Origin of the sequence: Fibrella forsythiae (genome assembly GCF_017353175.1) — a bacterium.
Classification (GTDB): Bacteria; Bacteroidota; Bacteroidia; order Cytophagales; family Spirosomataceae; genus Fibrella; species Fibrella forsythiae.
On the sequence record NZ_JAFMYW010000005.1, the window covers coordinates 102,635 to 124,539 of the forward strand.

Sequence of the window (21,905 nt, forward strand, 5' to 3'; positions counted from 1 at the left end):
ATGGAGCAAAACAGATTAACCCGCCCAAGATAATAACGTTTTGGCGGGGTCATTCGTCAATACCTTATTTAAACGAAATCAGGGCCTCGTTTATTAGCAAATGTTCATGTGAAATGGACCGCCCCAGGCATGCGTATCAGGCTGGTTGTCTGCGCCGGAGAGGATCCTGTCTACCGTTACCTAATGCGCGGGGTTTTTGTTGCACGTACTTACTAAAAGTCGGGTAGCTTCGTATACTGACAGTCAAGTATATGCGCTATCAAAAAGTACACCCGTCTCCTCATCTGGCCCCGTTCGTAGCATGCTATTTCGTTTGGGAAAACGATGCTCATCCGGTTGTGCCGTTGCGCATTGAATCGCCCCCATCCGGGTTTGCATCAATGGTATTCACTTATGGCGATCCGTATGTTGTTCAGACCGGGAAATATGCCAAAACGGCCCCGACGGCCTTTATAACTGGCCAGGCTACCCGGCAATATGAACTGCAACTGCCGGGGCGAATCGGTATGGTGGGGATTGTGTTTCGGCCGGCGGGCCTGAACACGTTGTTCGGGTTGCCCATGTACGAGTTTACCGATGATCGAATTGCCTTGACCGACGTGCTGACGGGATCGATAACGTACCTGCACGAACAGCTATGCGAGTGTAACAGCACGACAGCACGAATAAACCTGCTGGAACAGTTTCTGAACCGGCAGTTACTCCGCCAGGGCAACCGCTTCGACCGGACCGATTTTGCCGCTAACCTGATTGTGGACAGGTTTGGTGTGTTGACTGTCAGTGAATTAATGAACGACCTGTACGTTTGTCGGCGGCAGTTTGAGCGGCAGTTTCTGCAAAAAGTGGGAGTTAGTCCGAAGTACTATGCCCGCATTCGGCGGGTGGGGCATGTCTGCGCGCAACTGGCTACGCAGCGATGGCAGGTCAGCGACTGGCAGGACTTCGTTTTTCGGGCCGGTTACTACGATCAGTCACATTTCATTCGGGAGTTCACACAGTTTACGGGAAAAAGACCGACGCTCTACGTGAAAGACAACGCCGAACTGAGTCAGTATTTATAATCCTCGGTTTTCAGTCTTCCGTCCTCTGTTGTGCAGCTAGTCAACGGCAACGTACCCAGGCAACGCAACAAAGGACACAAAACAGAATGTCGCAAACGTACAATCTGGCCTGAAGCGGGCAAGTTAGTTTTGACTATCTATCAAAACCAGATCGAAACCGTGAAAGCAATGCTCTTCTTTCTGCTGATCAGCAGCTCGTTACTGGCGCAGACACCCGCCAAACTCTGGACCGAAACCGACCGCCAGTATACGCTCGATAACCTGAAACGTACCCGCGATGAACTAACCCGGGAAACCGAAAACCTAACCCCGGCACAGTGGGCTTTCCACGAATCGCCCGACCGCTGGAGCATCGGCGAAGTGGTGGAGCATCTGGCCCTGTGGGAAATTATCTGGGCGCGGGAGGTCAGTATGGGTAGCCGCAGCAAACCACAGTCCGAACTGAACCAGACCAGCAAACCCGACGGCTACTATGCCGAGTGGATTATGGAACCTACCCCACACAAATCGCCCGATTTTTCGCGGCCAACGGGCTTCATTGAAGGCAAAAATAACCTGCTCTTTTTCACAAAACTGCGTAATCAGACCATCGACTTTGTGTCGACAACGACCACCGATATGCGGGCGCAGTTTGAACTGACCGGCACCGATAGCCCCCGGAACATGCACCAGGTGTATATTTTTCAGTGGGGTCATGTAGACCGGCACCTTCGCCAGATCCGTAAAATCAAGCAGCACCCCAATTATCCACCCGCCTCCCTTTCCACCAAATAAACTCCTTTAGCCATGCAGACCACACAACAGGAATCTATCTCGGAAATGACCCGTAAGGGGGCTTGCCTTGCCTTCTTCACGGCCTACGACGACCTCGACACCGCCCGCATGATTGGCCTTGCCGCCCCCAACGCCACCGTTCATTTTCTGCCCCTTGGCGAAGGTGGGCTAGGTACGTTCTGGGAGTTTGGCAAAGCCGTCTGGGATTCGCTCATCGACAGCTTCCCCGACATTAGCAACACCGTTGATAACCTCTCGGCTGAGGGTGATACCGTAACGGCCAACGTAACCATTGGCGGTACACAAACGAAGGAATTTCTGGGCATTGCCAGCAAAGGATTCCGATTTGACTCCGACCATATCTTCGTTTTCCGTTTCAACGCCGCCGACCAGATTCAGAGCCTGACCATCAACTGGGACGCCGCCAGTTTTGCCCGGCAGTTGGGGGCTTAGTGCCGACCTTCCTACCGTTAACTTCACTGCCTAACCGTTTCCTAAAATTAGCAGAAGGGGAGCCATGCTACAGACTACTTATGCTGCATGGCAGGCTTTGTTATCTACCTATCTCTTTATGGATCATTGGTATTAACCACCACATTTGGAGGGTATATGCCAGTGAGGAATAAGATAGCTTTGCCTGTATCGAACTAAACCTTTACAGCTATGATCAATTTTGGCAGTTTGTGGATCGAGGTTTTTACCATTGAACGAAAGCCCCTCGACAAAGCGCGGATAACGACAGATAAAGGAGCAGTGGCTCGGGAAGATGGCCCCGGACGGTATATCATTGAACAACTCATACTGGGAAGCGTCACGTTGCAGGTAGAAGCGGATGGCCTACAGGCTGAAAAGCGGGAAATCCGAATCGAGTTGGGGCGTAATGTAGCGCAGTTTATTCTGGGCGAACCTGGTTTGCCTGCTTATAAACGACGGGGAATACGGGTGCCGTTTCGGCCAGTTGAAGGGCTTGTTGGAATTTCTGTTCGGGGAAAAGAGGCGGCAAAGCAGCTCGAGAAACGAATCGGCAAGCTAGCTGACCTCAAACCCATAGCGACCCGCGACCTGTTTGTGATACAGGTTACACCCGGCCGACTAGCCAAGCTTGTAGCTGAACTACGCGGTCTGCCAGATATTGCCGCCGTGGGGCCGGTAATGCATTTGTCTGAAAGAGGCATTGCGTTTTTTTCGGGTAATATCATGGTGCGTGTCGTTCCTGGTACAAAACCGGAAGCTGTGGAAACCTTAGCGCAGGAGACGAACACCCGCGTGTTGCGGAAATTGTCATTAAAAGACAGGTGGTTGTTGCAATCGGCGGTAGGTGATTTGTCGGTGCTTAACGACTGCGACAAGCTCGAGACCTCGCCGATTGTGCTGGGGGCTGAAGCCGAACTGACCTTTACGTTTGAACCCGATGCCATTACCCCCACCGACGAGTTAGTGGCCCAGCAATGGCACATTCCGCTGGTTGGCCTGCCCGATGCCTGGCAACACCTGCGCGATGCCAATGCCGACGGTGTAGTGCCTGGTACGGCGAATGACCGCACCTTTGGCGACGCTAATCTGACGATCGCGGTTATCGACGAGGGGTTGACGTCGGAAACCGTTGGCGGTGTACTTAGGCCAGCGCACCCTGATTTTCAGGGTAATGTATCGAACGGTCAACCCAAAGTAACTGGATTCTTCGATTTTGGCGGTATGGTTGCCAACAACAACAGCCCGCTGGGCGCGCACGGCACTCGATGTAGTGGCGTTGCCACGGCGATGGCAGGTAATGCTTCATCGGTGGCGGGCGAAGAAGAGGGTGTGTCCGGGGCCGCGCCAAACGCCCGGTTATTGTCGGTGCAAGTACCCTCTGCCAGCACCGAAGCCGAGTTTTCCGACATTTATCTCTGGATGGCGGGCCTTGACCCAGCCAGCACCACGCCCGGTTTCCCAGCGGTGCTGGCGCAGGGAGCGGCCGTTATCACTAATAGTGCCGGCACCTATAACCCGGCGGCGTTTCCGGTCTCCGACTTGATAGATGCGACCTTCGAGCGCATTACCGATGATGGCCGGGGCGGGCTGGGTACGCTCCTGTTCTTTTCGGCCGGGAATGATAACGTTCAGTTTGCGTCGGCCCGCCCCTGGGCCAACCACCCGCGCACATTTGGCATTGCTGCCTCCAACGAAAACGACCGCAAGGCAGGTTACTCCAACTTCGGCGACGGGATTGACCTGTGCGCCCCAAGCAGCGACGCCGGCGCTGGCCTGCGCAGCATAACAACCACCACACTTCCGGGAACTGGCAATCGAACCGGGCATACGGGTGGCCCTTCCGACTATACCAACGGGTTCGGAGGTACCTCGTCGACCACGCCGTTTGCAGCGGGTATCGCCACGCTCATGCTCAGTATGGACCCCTCGCTTACCTGGCAGGAAATACGGGAGATTCTGTATAACACCGCCGTGAAAATCGACTTTGCCAATACTGACACCGAAGGTCGCTGGCGTGATCGTGACGGCGACGGTGTGAATGAATACAGCAACTGGTACGGTTACGGGCGCATTGATGCTGCCAAAGCTGTCTGCGCCGCCCGAACGCGCATCACACTTAATACGCCTACGGTGCAGTTTCTGAACGTTCCCGCCGGTGAGCCTACCCTACGGGCTATCTCGTTCTCGGTACAAAGCACTCGTAATCATACGTTTAGGGTAATTGACGGGCCAATCACGACCATAGGGCCAGCCAACTCGTTTGTGCTGCACAACGGCAATGAGGCCATTCATGTGGGCAACTACACCTGCTCGCCTTCTACACCTCGTATTTGGGTACGTTACGTAGCCACCAACGTTGATGATATAGCCCACGGCGAAGCCATAGTTGAGTGTGTCGAAACGGGTCAGCAGTACACGATTCAATTCAGCGCCAACGTGGTCGAGCGCCCCCGTGCGGCCCTGGTTCTGGCACTCGACCGCTCGGGTAGCATGGACGAGTTTGCTGGCGACGGACGGCGCAAAATTCAGGTACTACGCGACAGTGCTGTGGTAGTGGCGGCCCTTGCCCAGACCGATACGGGACTAGGCGCGGTTTCGTGGGATTCAAATGCCGACGTGGCCGGCGCAATGCCTGTACAGGATGCTGGCTTCGCGGGCATCGGTGTGGGACGAAACGCCCTTAGTACGCATATTTCGGCACATAATACTAATCTGGCAGGGATGACCGCCATTGGCGATGGTGTGCTGGCAGCCCAGAACATGCTTAACGCCGCCCCCAACGCGCCCGGAGGCTACAGCGTGAAAGCAGTGGTGGTGCTTACCGACGGCCGGGAGCCTTTACCTGTCGGAGTTGCCGGCGGGAACAATCAACGCCAATGTGTTTGCTATTGGGCTGGGTACGCCCGAGAACATCCAGCCTACGGCTCTGGCCCAGCTCACGGGCGGCAACAATGGGTATATTCTGATGACGGGTAACATCGGCGTGGATGATTACTTTCTGCTTACCAAATACTACCAGCAGATTCTGGCAGGTATAACGAATATGCAGATTGTGGTTGACCCCGAGGGCTGGCTGCAACCCGGAGCCAGTGTTCGGATTCCGTTCCGGGTCAACGAGACCGACTGGCAGGTCGATGCCGTGTTGCACTCACCACTACCCGATGCTATTACGTACCAACTTGAAACCCCCGACGGTCAGATTATCGACCCCGGGAGTCTGGCGGGTGAACCAGCCTCCCAGTTTGTTACTGACCAGAAGTCGGCCTTCTACCGATTATCGTTACCGGTAAGCAAAGTGGGGGCCCAGCATCCTCAAGGCGTATGGCACGCTATTCTGACGCTTGATGCCCGCCGCTTCAAAAGGTACCTCGAAAAGCTCAAAGACGATAAGACCGAGTACCGGATGAGCCAGGCCCACGGGCTGCGCTACGCTTTTGTGGCTCAGGCAAGGTCAGTGCTAACCATGCAGACTTACCTATCGCAGACCAGCTACGAACCAGGGGCTATGGTACAATTGCGAGTTGTTGTGACCGAATACAGCTATCCGGCCCAGCGGGGCGGGCGAGTGAACGTCGTGGTAACATCGCCCGACGGCAGTCAGACAACGTACCCGGCCCCGGAAACCGCCGACGGAATTTTTGAGATGCACTGGGTAGCCGCCCTTAGCGGCGTGTATAGGGTCCACGTACTTGGGTCGGGCATGACCACGTTAGGGTCGCGTTGGACGCGTGAGGCATTACGAAGCGCAATTGTCTGGAAAGGCGGCGATACTAAACCCCCTCGGCCCTCCGACTACGAACGCTTCTGCCAGCTTATAGGGTGCTGGCAGAAAAACGGCGCCTTAGACGCAAAGCGACTACAGGAACTGGGCATCAACCTGACAGCCCTGCGCCGTTGCCTATGTACACCCGCCCGCACAGAGCAGACAGGCCCCCAAAAAGGATAAAACAAAATGACGTCCAAAAACAGACCAGCGCTGCTATACAATTACGTCTGTATTTGGACGTCATCTGCCGAACTCTACCAGCTATAGTCTAACCGTAACATCCGATAGACATCAGGATGCTGGTTGCTACAGTTTGTTTTGTTGTCATGTAAAAAAAAACTACTTAACCGCCTATATTTGAGCATACTGTTAAACTAGTAAGTTGCGGCATGTTCATTATTCTGCTCTCGGCCTGCTTTTGCCTGCTGCCACTGGTCAGCCTGGCAAAAGGGGCTGTTTGGCAGGTACGTGCCAATGATAGGGTACTGGTAGTTCAGCCGGGGAAACCCATCCGGCTGGCTGCGCTCGACAATGATGTTACTTTCCTGCTAAACCCGATTCCCGGTGACGCAGGTACGTATCAGTACCAGCTTGTTGGGTTCGACCGGCAGTGGCAAAGCAGCCCGTACCCCATTGCCCGCTACACGAACCTGACCGGTAACGAGTATGCGTTTCAGGTGAGGTATCAGGTACGCGGCGGGTTGTCGGCAACCACCACAATTCCGGTGCTGGTTGAGCGCGAACTGACTGAAGAATGGTGGTTTGTACCGGCGGTGGTTGGGTACGTTATGCTGCTGCTGGGAGCGGCCATCTACTTTTTCCTGCTCTACACATTCCGGCAAAAGCTGAAAGTGCAGCATATCCGTTACCGAATTGCCGCCGATCTGCACGACGAAGTGGGCGCCACCCTCAGCAGCATTGCCATCTCGACCCGGCTGGCGCAAAAAAAAGTGGGCGATTCGCGACCCGACGTGCAGTCGATCCTGAACACGATCATGACCGATTCGGAAGAAACGATCTACACCATCCGCGACACGATCTGGGCCATCAACCCCGACAATGACTCGCTCGACAAGCTGTTCGAGAAAATGCGGTCGTTTGCTTTTCAGGTGCTGACCACTCAGGGAGTAGCCTTCGAGTTCCGATATGCACTCCCGCCAAACACCAGGCTGACAATGAATATGGATCAGCGCCGGCATGTGTACCTGATGGTGAAAGAGGCGATTAACAACATTGCCAAACATGCCGAAGCCACCAAAGCCAGTATCGTCGTGAGTCTCGCCAATGAAGGTATTCGACTGGAAATCAGCGACAATGGTCGTGGCTTCGATATGTCGGCTGACTGTGAAGGAAACGGCCTCAAGAATTTCAGAGCACGGGCCGCCGAGTGCTTTGTTGATCTGACCATCCAGTCGGTGCTAGGGGAGGGGACACGAATGACCTTACTGGTACCAACTTTATAAATACCGCCAGAATTGGGGGGTACGCCGCCTCTGAATTTCCGGCAGTTTTGCTTATTCGTTTTAACCGCTTATGCCATGATCCGCGTCGTTCTGTTTGAAGACAATAAAAGCCTTCGGCAAAGCCTTGGTCTGTATCTGGCCAGTGCCGATGGCCTGTTTTTCTGCGGCGCTTTCCCCGACGCCAACGACGCGCTGGCCAAGATCAGGAAACACAAACCCGACGTGGTGCTGATGGACATTCAGATGCCGGGCATTTCGGGTATTGAAGCGCTACAGAAAATCAAAGCTGCCCTGCCCGCCACGAAAGTGCTGATGCAGACTGTCTACGAAGATGAACACCGCGTGTTTGCGGCCATTTGCGGCGGGGCGTCTGGGTACGTGCTGAAAAGCCCCGACCCGGAGGTGATCGTGCAGGCCGTGCGCGACGTGTACAACGGCGGGGCGCAGATGTCGCCCACGATCGCGGCGAAAGTGCTGGGTATGTTTCAGCAGCAGTTTGTGCAGACCCAACCCACCTACGTCGACCTCACCGACCGCGAGCGCGAAGTGCTGAGCTGCATGGTAAAAGGCATGAGCTACAAACTAATCGCCGACGCCTGCTGCCTGAGCTACCACACCGTGCATTGGCACGTAAAGAACATCTACGAAAAACTCCACGTCAACTCAGCCCCCGAAGCGGTGGCGAAAGCAATTGAGGGAAAACTGGTGAGTTAATGAATCCTGAACCTGCATGAAAAAACAGTATCTCTTTTGCGTGCTCTTCTGCCTGTGGGGGGTATGGGCTACTGCCCAGGCCACTTTTTGGACCCCGACTTCGCTCTCACTACGAGTGGCCAATTGCCGCGTACCTCTCATTCCGCAAAAGGCATCGCTGTTGTGCTGGGCGGCGAGTATGCAGATGATTACCCGTTACCATGGTCAGGAAAGAACGCAGTGCCAACTACGGGTAGAGGCTTCAACTTACTGGCAGACACAAAACAGCGCTGCTGCCACGCCTCCCGCCAATTTCACACCGGTATGCGAGAGTCTTGTTTGTGCCCCCGACGAGTTCGATCAGCTACAGATTGGCACAACCGGCAATTGGAACAATGACCTGTACCAACCGAGTCAGTTTTTGCCAATATTTGCCCAAATCGGGTTTGCCTCGGCAGAGACCTATACACCGCTCTCCTGGACTGCTCTGAAAGGTGAAATTGACCACTGTCGGCCGCTTATTTCCATCATCAGCGAGGGAAATAGTATCGACAGGAACACACACGCTGTTGTAACAACGGGCTACGTCCAATTGACCGGCTTTGTAAAGGGGCTACCCGTGCGGTGGTTGCTGATCAACGACCCACTCGGTCCAGCCAACTGCGAAGCCGAAACGTACCTGCTAAACCACCCCACTTCGCTCACAACGAACATAGGAGTCAACACCGACCAGGTGATTTATGCGGAGTCATTTATCTACGGCATTCAGCCACAGGACCTAACAGCCGGACTGACTTGTGGGCCAAAACGAAAATATACCCTTTACTGGGCAAGAATGCGTCAGACACCGCTCCTGGCCGGGCTGCTCCGATTAAATAAGCTACCGGCAGTGAAGGTGAGCCGCCTCATCAGAAATCATTACGTATCGGTTCAGAAACTCCGCGACAGCACCGTATCGCTGGTGCTGGATTCACTCCGGGGTGCGCAGCCCGTTTTCGATTGGGTCGATACAAGAGGGAGCCGCCCCCTGGCGTACACGTTTCAGCGAACGCGCAATCAAAGCCCAGCGGTGATTAAACTAAGCGAGAGCCATTACAAAAAACGGTTTGCCTGTTCATTGGGTCCTAAACGAATCCTATTGACCTACCGCCCAAATGTGGCGGGTACCAAACGCTATGAGTACGTCAGAATCCGGGCGCTGGGGCAGTCATACTATCGCTTCTCGCACCGGAAACGGTGGTACTTAGTCCCCAGTATTCGCTATACGTTCCGCGATGGCCGCGATGACCAATCGCTTCTGCCCAATGTAGCCTACGCCGAAACGACCGTGTTGAGTCGGCTTCGCATTGCCCTTAATTAATTGTCAACTTATCCCTCTTTCACTATGCCTGTCTATGAAAGCAATATCCCCAGAACCACCGGAAATGCCGATTTTGATGGTCCCCCTGCCGACATATCGATCGATCGAATCAATTATTGGGGTAATCATCCTGAAGCATTCTTCGGAATCACCTTTGACCGCCTACTAGGCCTTCGCAACGGTTCGCCTACGGGGCACGTGGCCCTACGGGTGCGTTCGCTGACAAGCCCGCGCTATGCCTCGGCTGTATGGCTGCCGTTTGATGATGGCAACCATCCGCAGAACGCATTTCACTATTTCGTACTAACAAGCGCGCAGGTAGATGCCCTTACCAGCCCCGGCAATGGCCAGCCGCCCAACGCCTTGTTAGCATTGCTCAGAAAAGACATTCATCATAATATCTACATCATGTTCAAACCCATGATCATCGGCGGTGGAGTGGGCGGTGAAAATGATACTACCGGTACCCGCATTCCTGCACCACGTGGCTGATCCGTAAGCTGTTATGACCCCTGAAAACACCTACAATTCGCTTTATGTGCAAAGTGGTACCGTACTGTTGGTACTGCGTATCGGGTTGCTGTTGTTGGGTGCCTGGCGATGGCGATTGTTAACCGATGAATTACGCATTTTCTGGTACTATCTCCTCGCCAGCTTTGGCTCTAATTTATTGGAACAGGGCTTTATCTGGTCGGTCAATAACCAGACTGATTTCTGGTTGCCTTACCTGGAAAAATACAAGATCGGCGACACCAATTTTCTGAGTATCCTGCCGCGCCTGCTCGACTATATTTTTCTGGGGCCGTTCTATGCCCGGCTGCTTACAGGCCAACTGGCCAACTGGATCAGATGGACATCGATCGCCTTGATTTTCACAGCCATTGGCGTATATATCTGGATCGATGGCTTTCGGTCGTTCGGGGCGGTAAATGCGCTGATGAACCGGGTTTATCTGATCGTTTTACCGCTCTTACACCTGTGGCTGATCTACCGCTCGTTGCCTGCATTGAGTCTATGGAAAAATTCATATTTCCTGATCAGTCTGGGGCTGTTAACGGCCAATATATTCAGCTTCTATCTGTCGTTGTTTGGCCACAAGCTGAATGAAACTGATGGAATACGTTTCCTACAGCTTTCGCTGCTTAGAAATGCATTCGTACTCATCAGTCTAGGCCTGTACGCCTGCGCTTTTTACCAGGTTCGTTACGTGCGCTTTATAACGAAAACCGCCTGACCTTTCGGTCTTAAAAAGGAAAAACCGCCTCATTCCGGGGCGGTTTTTTGTAGGCCAAATTACCACCACATCTGGCGGGTACAGATCGGTCAGAACAACCAGACCTTTGACCTGGTCAACGAACGTATATGAACGCCTAAACCCGTTGATTCTGAGTTGTTGCTGTCCAATAAGCAGCAAAGTGAGCCACTTCCTGATTCCCGAACACGAACGACCTTACGGCCATGAAACAGCTAGCTACTCTTTTCTTCCTTCTCTGTTCACCCGCATTACTGGCTCAGACTTTCTCGGGCCACTGGCAGGGAGCCATAGCCAGCGTGCAGAATCCGCAACAGGAATATCCGGCCAGTATGAATCTCCGCGTAGCCGGTAGCCAGCTTACGGGGTCGGTAACGGCGCAGGTACCCATCGGCACCGAAACGTACCGGGTAAACGCCCAGATAACCGGTACGCAGGCAGCCGGTATGGTTACCGACGCGGCCGCAGGTACGTCGATGAACGTAGAGCTGGCCCTCACAAACGGGAAGCTGGTGGTGGCATTTGGCCTCAACAACGTGCCGGTCATTATGGGCGTGTTTACTCAACAAGGCGGTGCTGGCAAAGCTGCCCCGCAGGCAGGCAACGTACCAAGTCAGCAAAGAGCCGCTCCTGTGGCCTCAGCTAAACGGCCCACGTCGGGTATTGCCGCCAAAGTAGATGATCTGGTACGTGGGCGGCGGTTGCTGTATCTTAAAACAGGGAATGGCCTGGCTCAGAAGTGGTTCTACGACCTATGTAGCAACGGTACCTACCTGTATAGCGACGACACCAGCTATAGTAGTTACGGCGGTGGAAGTGACTTCAGCGCATACACACGCGATGGCGGCAGCGGAACGTGGCGGGTTGGGCTCGAAGGTAATGTAGTCTATCTCGAATTAAGGCCGAATAATGGCCAGCCGAGTGTATACGAATTGACTTCTGGCGTCCAAGGCGAGATTAACTTACAGGGGCGCCGCTACTTTCTGACTACAAATCAAAGCTGTCGATAGGGGCGAATCTCAATTAGTTTATTGTTGATTGTCAGTGGTTTATGCAAACCTCTTTGCTATTCCTATGTCCACTCCATCCAGTTTATACCGTTTCTGTCGCCTATCGCTACTGCCGTTGATCGTGCTATTGGTCGCATCCATGCTGGGTACGTTCCCGGCGGCGGGTCAGGATGTGCAGGGGCTTCGGAACCAGAAACCGATCAGCATTCGCGGGTCTCTTTCGGCCGGGCTGACCTATTACCAGGCCAATGGCATTGCCAACCGGCGGCAACCGTTCTCGTGGTACCTGTCGGGCGCGCCGGTGATCACCATTTATGGCGTGGTGATGCCGTTTTCGCTGGTGGTGAGCGAGCAGGAACGGCGGTTTTCGCAGCCTTTCAACCAGTATGGGGTATCGCCCTATTACAAATGGGTGAAACTACACCTTGGCTACCGTACCATCCGGTTTTCGAACTATACGCTGGGCGGGGCCAACTTTCTGGGGGCGGGCGTTGAACTGAATCCCGGCAAGTTGCGGCTGGGATTCGTATACGGGCAGTTTAGCCGGGCGGTGGCAGAAGACGAAGCCAACAGCGATCTACGCTATCGGTACGTCAGGCCAACCTATCAGCGGCTCGGCTACGCGGCCCGGCTCGGCTATGGTAAACAGACCGACTACGTTGACCTGCTCCTCTTCAAAGCAACCGACCGCATGCGCTCTATTCCGACGCCATCCCGCCGGTCACAGATTACGCCGATGGAAAACGTGGCGGTTGGGCTCAAGAGCAATTTCGGCCTGTTCAGGCACAAGCTGCTGTTTGATATTGACCTGGGCGGTAGCGTATTGACCCGCGATCTGCTGCTGGGTATCCAAAATGATCAGGTACCCTCGCTCCGTCAACTGGGTACGTTTATGTGGCTGAATTCGTCCAGCTCGTTTTTCACCGCCGGGCAGGCATCGGCCCGGTATGCGTTCAAGCAGGGTAGCCTTCAGGTGCTCTATCAGCGGGTCGATCCCGATTATCAGTCGCTAGGCTCGTATTATTTCCAGAACGATGTAGAGCAGGTCACGGTTAACCCGACCCTGCGACTGATAAAAGGCCAACTCACGATCAGTGGCTCCTACGGCCTCTCGCACGATAACCTTAACCACAAACGAGCCGCCACGACCAGCCGAACCGTTAGCGGGCTGACGATCAACAGCTTGCTGGCCAAGGGGCTGAACCTTGGCCTGACGTATTCCAACTTTGGTGTTGCCCAGACCGCCGGTGTGAGTGATCTGTTCAACGACTCGCTGGCCGTCAGTGTGGTGAATACGTCGTATGGTGGCAACCTGAGCTACGCCCGGGCAACCCCCACCAGCCGGCATGTGCTCTCGCTGGTGGCCAGCTATCAGAACACCAGCGACCAGAACCAGTTTACCCGATCCTACACCGGCAGTACTAACCGACTGGGTGCCCTCAGCTACAGTCTGGTGTCGCTGCCGCTAAAATTCAACGCAACGGCCTCGTTCACCTACGCAGCCATTGCCACCGCCGGGCGCCGCTTTGTCACGATTGGACCCGGGGTGAACCTAAGCCGCGAGTGGCACAAAGGGCTCTTCCGCACCACCCTCAACCACAACAGCCAATGGCGCACTGTTGATGGCCAACCCGATGGCACCGTTGCCAATACCGGATTCAACGTGGCCATTCGAATGGGAATGCAAACGCTCTCTCTCGGCAGCAACCTGCTTTACAACCAATATGCGTTCCAGGCCGACGGGTTGACCTATCGAAATTTCACCGAATACCGGGGATCTGCCACCTACGGCATCCGCTTCTAACCCCCACACTGCCATGAAAACGTTCTTCACGCGTTGCCTGCTGCTTGTTGGCCTGTGCGCGTCGGCCCTGACGCTTCGGGCGCAGGAAGTAACGGCCACTATTGCCCCGCCTCTGTATCGGTACCGGTCGTTGCTGGTCGATGTAGAAAAGGCGGGGGGTGAACTGCTGGTCACCATCAGCAACCGTAGTTCGCGCTCGGTTCTGGTTCAACTGGAGGCTGAATTGACCCAGCAGAACGGTAGTTTCAAGATCCTGACGAACCCGAACGTACCCCAGCCCACCATTCCGTTAGGCCCCAACGAGACCCGACAGCTACGGGGCGATGAACTCCAGACCATTTTTACGGCCAGTCAGTTTATGCTGGCCGATGGCAGCCCGGTAGAGTCACTCTACACGACCGACCCCTCGGCTCGCATTCCCGAAGGCACCTACCAGCTTTGTTTCAGTCTTAAAACCGACAACCTGAATCCGCAGATTCCCAAGGGGTACTCCAACTGTCAGGCCATCGAGTTTTCGGCCTTTAACCCACCCCTGATTACCACCATCAACAACCAGCCCTGTCAACCGGGGCAAGATACCCTGGCTGTACCGGCGATGCCGACCGCCAATGGCTTTTTCCCCGTCACCTGGACGGCCCCGGTACTAAACGCGGGCAGTGCGGCGCTGGGCAGCTACGCCTACACCCTGCAACTGGTTGAACTACTGCCCAATACCGACCCTAACCAGGTGGCGCTGGCCCTACAAACCGGTAACGAACCCCGCGCTTTCACCGTCAATAAACCAGCCATTCCGGCCAGTGGCAGTCCCCTCGAGCAAGTGGTTTTACAGGGTGCCGACTTCATTGATTCGTTAAAGATCGGTGCCCGGTATGCCTTGTTCGTCCGCGCTGAAAGTACCGATGGTCAGGCCTTGCCGCTGCCCAATTTTGGCTATAGCCAGGTCTGCTACTTTACCTACGGCACTGGCAGGCCGGTCAACAGCGGGGGCGGTGATGACCTTGTCGATGCTGACCTACCCACCGAATGCAGTACCGGCGACTGTAACGCCATTCCGGTACCGACTGGTGGTACCGACGTACCTGCACTGGCGGCCAATAGTGTGGTGCGCATGGGGTGCTTCAAGATCACGGTCACCGAAGCCACACGGGCGGGCGAGGGGTTTACAGGCCGGGGAACGGTCAGGATACCGTTTTTCAACGCCAAATTCAAAGTTCAGCTCAACAACCTCGTTGTTCGCCGGATTGGCAATGCGCTCGTGGCAACGGCCGGTTCGGCAACAGGCTTACCCGACGATGTCTTTTCGGGACCAACAGCGGCCCTGTTTACTAACCTGAAAGAAGCCAAGAATGAGGTCAGTGCGCAACTGCCCGCCTCTGTTGTGCGGGCGGCAACCGCTGATGTTGAACCCCTTGCCGAGCTATTCGATGGCATTGCCCAGGCGGGGCGGCTCATCAGGCAGGCGAGTGATGCCAGTTTCGAGACGGGGCTGCCCATTGGCTACGACAGTGACGTAGACGGGAGTACGATACGCATGGGTGTGTTTGCCATGAGTTTCTTTCCCGAACGGGCCACCATGAACCTGGCGTTACAAACACCCCTGGTGCCGGGCATCAACCAACAGCTGTATTTCGGGGCGCTGAATGTCTGTTTCGGACCGGCGGGCATATCGGCCAGCAACGCCACCTTTTACCTGGGCGGCAACCTGTCGGCACCCGTGTCGGGGCATACCTTCACGCTGATTGGCGCGGGCAGCGACCGGCCTGCCGACCAGGTAACGTACCTGACGCTGGACAAAGCTGCGGTGAAAGAAATCGGGCTAAAGGGTGAAATAGCCTTCGCCCCCGGTATGCTGGAAGCCGACGCAGCCAATGCACCCGTCAAAGCCACGTTTCAGACCGTGGTGAGTCGGATCGACGAGGTCATGCTCACGCTCACCATGCCGCGGTTTCACCTCACCAGCCTGCCCGACTGGTCGTTTGGCCTCGATTCGGTCACGCTCGACCTGTCGACGACCCGAAACCCGGCAGGACTGGTACTACCCGGCGACCTCAACCCGGCGACTGGCGGCTTGCCAGGTACGTCGGCTACCGATCAGAGCATCTGGACGGGCATCCATGCCCGCCGGGTGGCTATTGCCCTTCCTCCCGATTTTAAGCTGAGCAGCAGCGCAACCGCCCGGAAGGAGATCGCGGTCACCAACCTGCTCATCGGTTTTGGCGATAACAGCGGGCTGTCATTAGATGCCTCCCTGACCAACGTACTCAGCGTGAGTGGCAGCAATGGCGGTAAACTAGCCGGGTTTGGTTTCTCGATTGATGCGCTATCACTTCAAATTCGGCAAAACGAGTTTCGGCAGTTTGCCATGCAGGGTGGGCTACTCTTCCCGCTGTTCAGCAACCCGATCGCCTACACAGGTACGTATGGCAGTACAGCCGCCGACCCTACCCCTCGCCTGACGCTGGGCGTGGGACTAACTCACGACATTGCGCTCTATGCTCCTTCCCTGTCGGCCACTTTCACCGTGGGCAGCGGGTCGTCGGTGGCGTTCGATGCGATGACCAAACTGGTGACCATGAATCTGAACGGAGCCGTCTCGGTTCAGTCGGGTTCGGAAGGGGTTGGCCTGAATGGCATGGCGTTCAACAACTTCGTGTATAACGGCACCACCATCGACGTGAGCCGGTTCACGATCAGTTTTGCGTCGCCCCAGAAATGGATTGGCGGCGAACCGACAACGTCTGCCCCTACGGTACTTGCCGACGATGCAAACAGTGCGGGCGGCTTCCCGATCTCGTTCCGGGAGTTTGCGCCCATCTTCCGCGGTGACCTTACCAACGGCTTCGAACTGGGGCTGGGCTTTACCGTCAGTATCAACCTGATGGGCGACGCGGGCTTTGGCGTCGATGCGGGCTTCGACCTGACGGGCAACGTGGCCTTCCGAAACGGCGACCCGGTGTACAGCAACCCGGCCATTGCCTTCCGGAAGATCCGGATGGAGGTCGACGTGTCGGTGGTTCACGTCATTGCGGCGCTGGAGTATATCAAAAGCGAGGAATACGGGCGAGCCTTCCGGGGGTGTCTCAGCATTGAGATGAAACTGCCTGGCCTGCCTATCAGGGGCACCATTCAGGGCATGTTCGGGTCGAAAGGCACCAACCCCGAAACGGCCCGCTATTTCTACCTCGACGGGCGCATTTCGGGGCTGAACATCCTGATTCCGCAAACGCCCATTGCCATCGACGGCTTTGTGGGTGGCCTCAGCCGCAACATGGTTTCCCGAACAGCGGGAGGGAGTTTGTCGGCCCGGTTCAGCGGGGCAGCCTCTGAATGCAATTTCGACAGTCTGCCGCCGCTTGTGCCATCCGGCACAGCCAACTTCGGGCTTGCTTTCGGGGTGCTGGTGAAAGAAGCGGCCTCGAACGGATTTGCCTTCAACGGGATGATGGCCTTTGGGGCCACCATTGACCCGGAAACGATGGCCCCGACCGAAATTGGCATTGGCGGCGACATTCAGTTCCTGAAAGCGCCCGACGCCCCCCCTTCTGACCAGATCACCATGCGGGCCACCATGGACATGACTTACAGCATTGTCCAGGAGACCATCGATGGCAATTTCGCGGTGTACCTCAAGGTGTTCGATAAGATCCAGGGCAACGCTGATCTTACCACAAACCTGGCGGGGCAAATGGCCATGCACTTCGATTTCAAGCCGGGGGGTGTCTGGTTTGTGTACCTGGGCAACCCCTGGCAAAACAAGGGTTATGGTCTGGATGCCATGACAGCGACCCACGCCGGAGTGCGGTTTTTCATTGATAACCTGGGTTATATTGACGGTGGGGCCTATTTCTGCATGGGCAACTACGGCATCAACGGGTTGCCTCCCCTTCCCACTCAGCTAGTGTATCCTGATGGATTTGAGGATGCCTTAGCCGGAAACCGGCCACGTCTAGACCCGCGCGCCAGCAACGGTGGCATTGCGTTCGGGGCGTACCTGGGCGGTAGTTTCGATGCTAATGCACTCTACCTTAAGGCTACACTCAACTTTGGGTTTGGTTTCGATGTGGCCCTTATCCAATACGCCGCGGGCGTTTCCTGCTCGGGCGGCGAAGGGGGTCCGTTTGGCATCAACAATTTCTACGCAACGGGGCAGGTCTATGGTTTTGCAAGCGGGGCCCTCACGGTTGATTGTCCGCTTGGAACCTACCCTTTGGCATCAGGCAATTTCACCATGAAGGCCGACTTCGGTGGCCCCAACCCCACCTGGGTAGATGGCACCGTGACCATGGACAAACCAATGTTCACGGGTCTGGTGAAAGCCGTGGCCGGAGTAGCTTCTGGCGGGCTGTCTGGCGCGGTTGACACAGCATTTGAAATAGGCACCGGTATTTGGAACACAGTGACCGGCTCTGATGAGGAAGCCAAAGGGCTGACCGACCTGATCGTAGACCTTGTAGCCCCGGATGGGGTTGATATTTCATTCGCGAAAGGTACGCGCTGTAGTCAGGATGAGTTGTCGTCGACGGCTAGTTACGACGACCGGCGGGGTGCGGTGAACCCCATTTCATACATTTTGCCAGCTGTTGAACCAGGAAAAACCTACGCCAGCCTGGAACCGTATGGGGTGATCAGCGTCCTGCTGAACCGGCCGCTGGATGAAACCTGGCAGGTAGTGAAAGACGGTACGGTGCTCACCCGGCGCTGGAGATTGACCAACCCCACACTTAAACGGGGAACGGCCACTATTCCGCTGCGCAAAGTGAAGGAAACCGCCACCCGCATCGACTACACACCCAATTATTCAGACGGTACGCCTACCCTGAGCGCGGCCGATGTAGTGATCTTCACGGCAACGGTGGTTATGCAGCAACAGAATGCCGCCGGCCGGTTTGTTGCCTATGATCGGTATGCCACCGGTTCGTCGCCGCGTAGCACCAGCATCGCCCAGGAGCAAACGGTCAAAATTGTACCCATCGACTACACACTGGCACCGGGCGATATAGACTATACGTACCCGGTCGTTGGGCAGAAATATTACCTGAAAGGGCATGACAGCCAGGGTACTGCCTTTGTGAAACTCAACCGCCACCTGCCCGAATACAGCCAGCCTAATACAGCCACGCAGAAGCTGGCGTTTACGACCAAAACCTTCGTGAACGGCCTTCCCGCGGGCGACGGAACATTTTCCTACCTGAATTACCAGGACAACTCGGCGGCCCTGCTCTACAACCTGCCCACCCTGGAAAACAACGTCGATGTGCGGGTCGAGTTCTGGGTAACCCGCACGATCACAACGAGGGCAGGTTCGTCTCCGGGCCTTTCGAGCAATCCTACCGTTACCGGTCGAAGCGTGACCCTGACCGAGGCGCCCATTCGGGTTTATACGGTGGCTTTCCACACCAGTAAATACAACACGTTTGCCGAAAAAATAGCCAGCCTGAGCCCAACACCTTTCCGGCATCCCAGTCCCGACAGCAACATCATGACCACCACCCTGCGCACCGACGAAGACTGGGATGCGTTTGAGGTAGGCAGCAACCCGTTTACCTGGGCAAGCCATAGCGGTGGGCGTCTTCCCAATTTCGTCAGCCGGGCAGTCATTAAGCCCAGCACGCCCTGGCACAGCCAGACCAAAGCACAACTAGAGGGGCAATACCGTCGGGGCGAAGGCAACGATCCTTACCCCTACTACAGCACCGTCTGGTCGGACGTTAGTCTGGCTGATGGGCAACTCTCGATTGAGTTCGATACCAATGAGTGGATCTGGGGGGCTTTTCTGAACCCTGCTGATTGCGCCCGCCCCACCGCCGGCGACTACGTTTTCACGCTGCTTTACAACTACCCCACCCTCCGATACGACGGCCGCTTAAGCAACTACGAGTCTACGCCACCAGCGAGTCAGCCGATGGGTAAGTTGTCTGGTCAAATACCTCCGCCAATTGGGCAAAAGGCAGCTCAATCGGGAAGTACTCCTCCTGTTTCCCATCCAATGCTTACGCAGGGCGTACAAAAAGCCGTATCCGTGCATTACGATGGTTTTGAGGCAAGCCAGCAACGTACCCAGATTCTGACTGATGCCTGGCTACGGCGGGTAGTAGCCGCCAGCCGGCGCGATCGTACCGTTTTACCAGCCAAGCCCGCCATCCGATGAATACCCGAACATACCTCCGCCTGACCCTGTTGCTGGCCATAAGCTGCCTGCTGGTCACCCTTGCTTCGGCACAGGCTCCGAAGCGCACATCCCGGCCCCAACCGGCCACCATTGGCCTGTGGCACCACTACCGCAACGACTCGCTCCGGCTGCTCTGGATGCCCGTTCAGGCCGACAAGTGGCTTCAATTCAGTCAGTATGGCTACCACATTGGCCGCGCCGAGGTGATCACCGCCGGAAAGCACAACGGCTTTGTCATGCTGACGACCCAGCCGCTTAAACCCAATACGGCTGAAGGCTGGGAGATACCCACCCCCGAAACCCAGATGGCCAAACAGGCCCTCTACCAAAAACAGCTATCGGCGAGGGTGGATGGCAGCAGCCTGGCCGACTCCCGCGACCCCGACCAGCAAAACATGCGGCAGATGGTGGCCATGCTGTCGGCGTTTAAATCGCCGTTGGCTGCGCGGCAGTTGGGACTGTCGTTTACGGATACCCGCCTGCCCAAAGGCAAACGCTACCTGTACCGCATCTGGCCCAACGTACCCAGGGGACAAAAGGGCGATACCGCCTATGTACTGGTGAACACGGTTGGTCCAACGCCCGCCAAAAAACCACCCATGCTGACCACCCGGAGCCTGGAGAAAACCGTGATGATGACCTGGCCTGCCCGCCGCTATGCCAACGATTTCATGCTCTACCACATTGAGCGGTCGGCCAACGGAACAACCTACGAACGGCTGACCAAAACGCCCATCATGTACAGCAATCAGCGGGTGAGCGAGGCGTTCTACAAAGATTCACTGGGTACAAACTACCGCCCATACCTATACCGGCTCGTGGGCATGACGCCCTTCGGCGAATGGCATACGGCATCGGTGCCTACCCTGGGCATGGGCCGCGACCTCACCCCACCGGCCCCGCCTGTTCTCGAGAAAGCGCGGCATCTGGGCGGGCGCAAGGTACTGCTCACCTGGAAACAGGACCCTGCCGAAGGCGACCTGCGGGGGTTCTGGGTGGGCCGGAGCAGTAGCCTCACCGGTCAGTTTAAACGGCTGACGGTGGTACCACTCCCCGCCACCGCCCGCACCTTCACTGATTTCCAGTCTAACGCCGACGGCGCCAATCACTACATGGTGTTTGCCGTTGACACGGCGGGCAACGAGCGGCCTTCCATACCTGTTTACATCGCCCTGGCCGACACCATTCCGCCCGTGCCACCTACCGGCCTGACCGGGCGCGTAGATACTCTTGGCAAAAAAGGCATCGTCACCATTCGCTGGAAACGCAACCCGGAAAAAGACGTACAGGGCTATTACGTCTATTTCGCCAATGACCCCGACCATGAATTTTCGCAGGTAACCAGGAATATGCTCACCGACAGCGTATTCCGTGATACCATCAGCCTGCGCTCGCTGACAAAGAAAGTCTTCTACCGGGTGGTGGCAATGGACAAAAGCTTCAACCACTCGCCCTTTTCGGCCATTCTTGACGTAAAACGACCTGATATCATCCGGCCGGTAGCGCCGCTCATTACCGAGCTTACCGTTGCCGACAACACGGCCACGCTACGCTGGCAACCCAGCCCCAGCAACGATGTGGCCGAGTACCGGCTGTATCGCCGCGAGCAGGATAAGCCCTGGGTGATGGTGCGGGCCTTTCGGGCTGCCGACCAACGTACCTACACCGACCGGCAATTGACCACCGGTATTCCCTGCGATTATGCCCTGGAGGTAGCCGATGAAAGCGGCCTCGTCTCTGACCGATCGCCCATTCGTACGGCCAAGGCCCTGCCCGCAACGTACCTGACCGAAACGCCTCAACCCACCGCCACTTGGCAGGATGACCGCCAGGAAAACCAGATTGCCTGGACATTTTCTGGCCCGCCTGGCCCTTACCGAATTGCCATCTACCGGGCCGACGACAAGGGGCCATTGCACCTGCTTGCGCTGGTTGCCCCCGAACCCCGCTCGTATGCCGACCGCCCCGCCCGGCCCGGACGCTACGCCTACCAGTTAAAGGCCATTTATGCCAATGGCCAACAAACCAAACTCAGCCCCCGCGCCGACGTTAAAACGCGCTGACACACCACAAACGACC

14 protein-coding genes are annotated in these 21,905 nt (G+C 56.1%); all 14 read left to right on the forward strand.

Features of this window, described 5'->3' with window-relative positions; all coding sequences use genetic code 11:
* Positions 1-251 precede the first annotated feature (251 nt).
* The 14 genes from J2I46_RS16935 (at position 252) to J2I46_RS17000 (ending at position 21,889) form a co-directional block, all read left to right on the forward strand.
* Positions 252-1,061, forward strand: coding sequence for a DUF6597 domain-containing transcriptional factor (locus J2I46_RS16935; protein WP_207330242.1), 810 nt, complete (start codon positions 252-254; stop codon positions 1,059-1,061).
* Between the two features lie 129 nt (positions 1,062-1,190).
* Positions 1,191-1,835, forward strand: a complete 645-nt coding sequence (locus J2I46_RS16940; protein WP_229379811.1) for a DinB family protein — start codon at positions 1,191-1,193, stop codon at positions 1,833-1,835.
* Between the two features lie 12 nt (positions 1,836-1,847).
* The gene (locus tag J2I46_RS16945; protein WP_207330243.1) at positions 1,848-2,288 is read left to right on the forward strand and encodes an ester cyclase; all 441 of its coding nucleotides are present in this window, start codon (positions 1,848-1,850) and stop codon (positions 2,286-2,288) included.
* Between the two features lie 210 nt (positions 2,289-2,498).
* Positions 2,499-5,285, forward strand: coding sequence for a S8 family serine peptidase (locus tag J2I46_RS16950; protein WP_207330244.1), 2,787 nt, complete (start codon positions 2,499-2,501; stop codon positions 5,283-5,285).
* Positions 5,188-6,255, forward strand: coding sequence for a hypothetical protein (locus tag J2I46_RS16955; protein ID WP_207330245.1), 1,068 nt, complete (start codon positions 5,188-5,190; stop codon positions 6,253-6,255). The genes J2I46_RS16950 and J2I46_RS16955 overlap by 98 nt, the downstream gene beginning before the upstream one ends.
* A 209-nt stretch (positions 6,256-6,464) precedes the next feature.
* Positions 6,465-7,538 carry an ATP-binding protein gene (locus J2I46_RS16960; RefSeq protein WP_207330246.1) on the forward strand — a complete coding sequence of 358 codons (1,074 nt, stop codon included), beginning with the start codon at positions 6,465-6,467 and terminating at the stop codon, positions 7,536-7,538.
* Positions 7,539-7,613: 75 nt separating this feature from the next.
* Positions 7,614-8,252, forward strand: a complete 639-nt coding sequence (locus J2I46_RS16965) for a response regulator transcription factor (RefSeq protein ID WP_207330247.1) — start codon at positions 7,614-7,616, stop codon at positions 8,250-8,252.
* Positions 8,253-8,268: 16 nt separating this feature from the next.
* Complete coding sequence (locus J2I46_RS16970; RefSeq protein WP_207330248.1) at positions 8,269-9,591, forward strand: C39 family peptidase; 1,323 nt, start codon at positions 8,269-8,271, stop codon at positions 9,589-9,591.
* A 24-nt stretch (positions 9,592-9,615) separates the two neighbouring features.
* On the forward strand, positions 9,616-10,083 hold the full coding sequence (locus J2I46_RS16975) for a hypothetical protein (protein WP_207330249.1): 468 nt from the start codon (positions 9,616-9,618) through the stop codon (positions 10,081-10,083).
* 13 nt (positions 10,084-10,096) lie between these two features.
* Positions 10,097-10,825 (forward strand): hypothetical protein, encoded by a 729-nt coding sequence (locus J2I46_RS16980; RefSeq protein ID WP_207330250.1) that lies wholly within the window; start codon positions 10,097-10,099, stop codon positions 10,823-10,825.
* 224 nt (positions 10,826-11,049) lie between these two features.
* Positions 11,050-11,853 carry a hypothetical protein gene (locus J2I46_RS16985; RefSeq protein ID WP_207330251.1) on the forward strand — a complete coding sequence of 268 codons (804 nt, stop codon included), beginning with the start codon at positions 11,050-11,052 and terminating at the stop codon, positions 11,851-11,853.
* Between the two features lie 64 nt (positions 11,854-11,917).
* Complete coding sequence (locus J2I46_RS16990; protein WP_207330252.1) at positions 11,918-13,657, forward strand: hypothetical protein; 1,740 nt, start codon at positions 11,918-11,920, stop codon at positions 13,655-13,657.
* A gap of 13 nt (positions 13,658-13,670) precedes the next feature.
* Positions 13,671-19,805: a hypothetical protein gene (locus J2I46_RS16995; RefSeq protein ID WP_207330253.1), complete on the forward strand. Its 6,135-nt coding sequence runs from the start codon at positions 13,671-13,673 to the stop codon at positions 19,803-19,805.
* A complete protein-coding gene (locus J2I46_RS17000) occupies positions 19,802-21,889 on the forward strand; it encodes a fibronectin type III domain-containing protein (protein ID WP_207330254.1) in 2,088 nt (695 codons plus the stop codon). The genes J2I46_RS16995 and J2I46_RS17000 overlap by 4 nt, the downstream gene beginning before the upstream one ends.
* The last annotated feature ends 16 nt before the right edge of the window (positions 21,890-21,905 follow it).

Coding starts and splice junctions, on each gene's coding strand:
- J2I46_RS16935 (WP_207330242.1), top strand. CDS start 252: ATGCGCTATCAAAAAGTACACCCGTCTCCTCATCTGGCCCCGTTCGTA.
- J2I46_RS16945 (WP_207330243.1), top strand. CDS start 1,848: ATGCAGACCACACAACAGGAATCTATCTCGGAAATGACCCGTAAGGGG.
- J2I46_RS16950 (WP_207330244.1), top strand. CDS start 2,499: ATGATCAATTTTGGCAGTTTGTGGATCGAGGTTTTTACCATTGAACGA.
- J2I46_RS16960 (WP_207330246.1), top strand. CDS start 6,465: ATGTTCATTATTCTGCTCTCGGCCTGCTTTTGCCTGCTGCCACTGGTC.
- J2I46_RS16965 (WP_207330247.1), top strand. CDS start 7,614: ATGATCCGCGTCGTTCTGTTTGAAGACAATAAAAGCCTTCGGCAAAGC.
- J2I46_RS16970 (WP_207330248.1), top strand. CDS start 8,269: ATGAAAAAACAGTATCTCTTTTGCGTGCTCTTCTGCCTGTGGGGGGTA.
- J2I46_RS16975 (WP_207330249.1), top strand. CDS start 9,616: ATGCCTGTCTATGAAAGCAATATCCCCAGAACCACCGGAAATGCCGAT.
- J2I46_RS16980 (WP_207330250.1), top strand. CDS start 10,097: ATGACCCCTGAAAACACCTACAATTCGCTTTATGTGCAAAGTGGTACC.
- J2I46_RS16985 (WP_207330251.1), top strand. CDS start 11,050: ATGAAACAGCTAGCTACTCTTTTCTTCCTTCTCTGTTCACCCGCATTA.
- J2I46_RS16990 (WP_207330252.1), top strand. CDS start 11,918: ATGTCCACTCCATCCAGTTTATACCGTTTCTGTCGCCTATCGCTACTG.
- J2I46_RS16995 (WP_207330253.1), top strand. CDS start 13,671: ATGAAAACGTTCTTCACGCGTTGCCTGCTGCTTGTTGGCCTGTGCGCG.
- J2I46_RS17000 (WP_207330254.1), top strand. CDS start 19,802: ATGAATACCCGAACATACCTCCGCCTGACCCTGTTGCTGGCCATAAGC.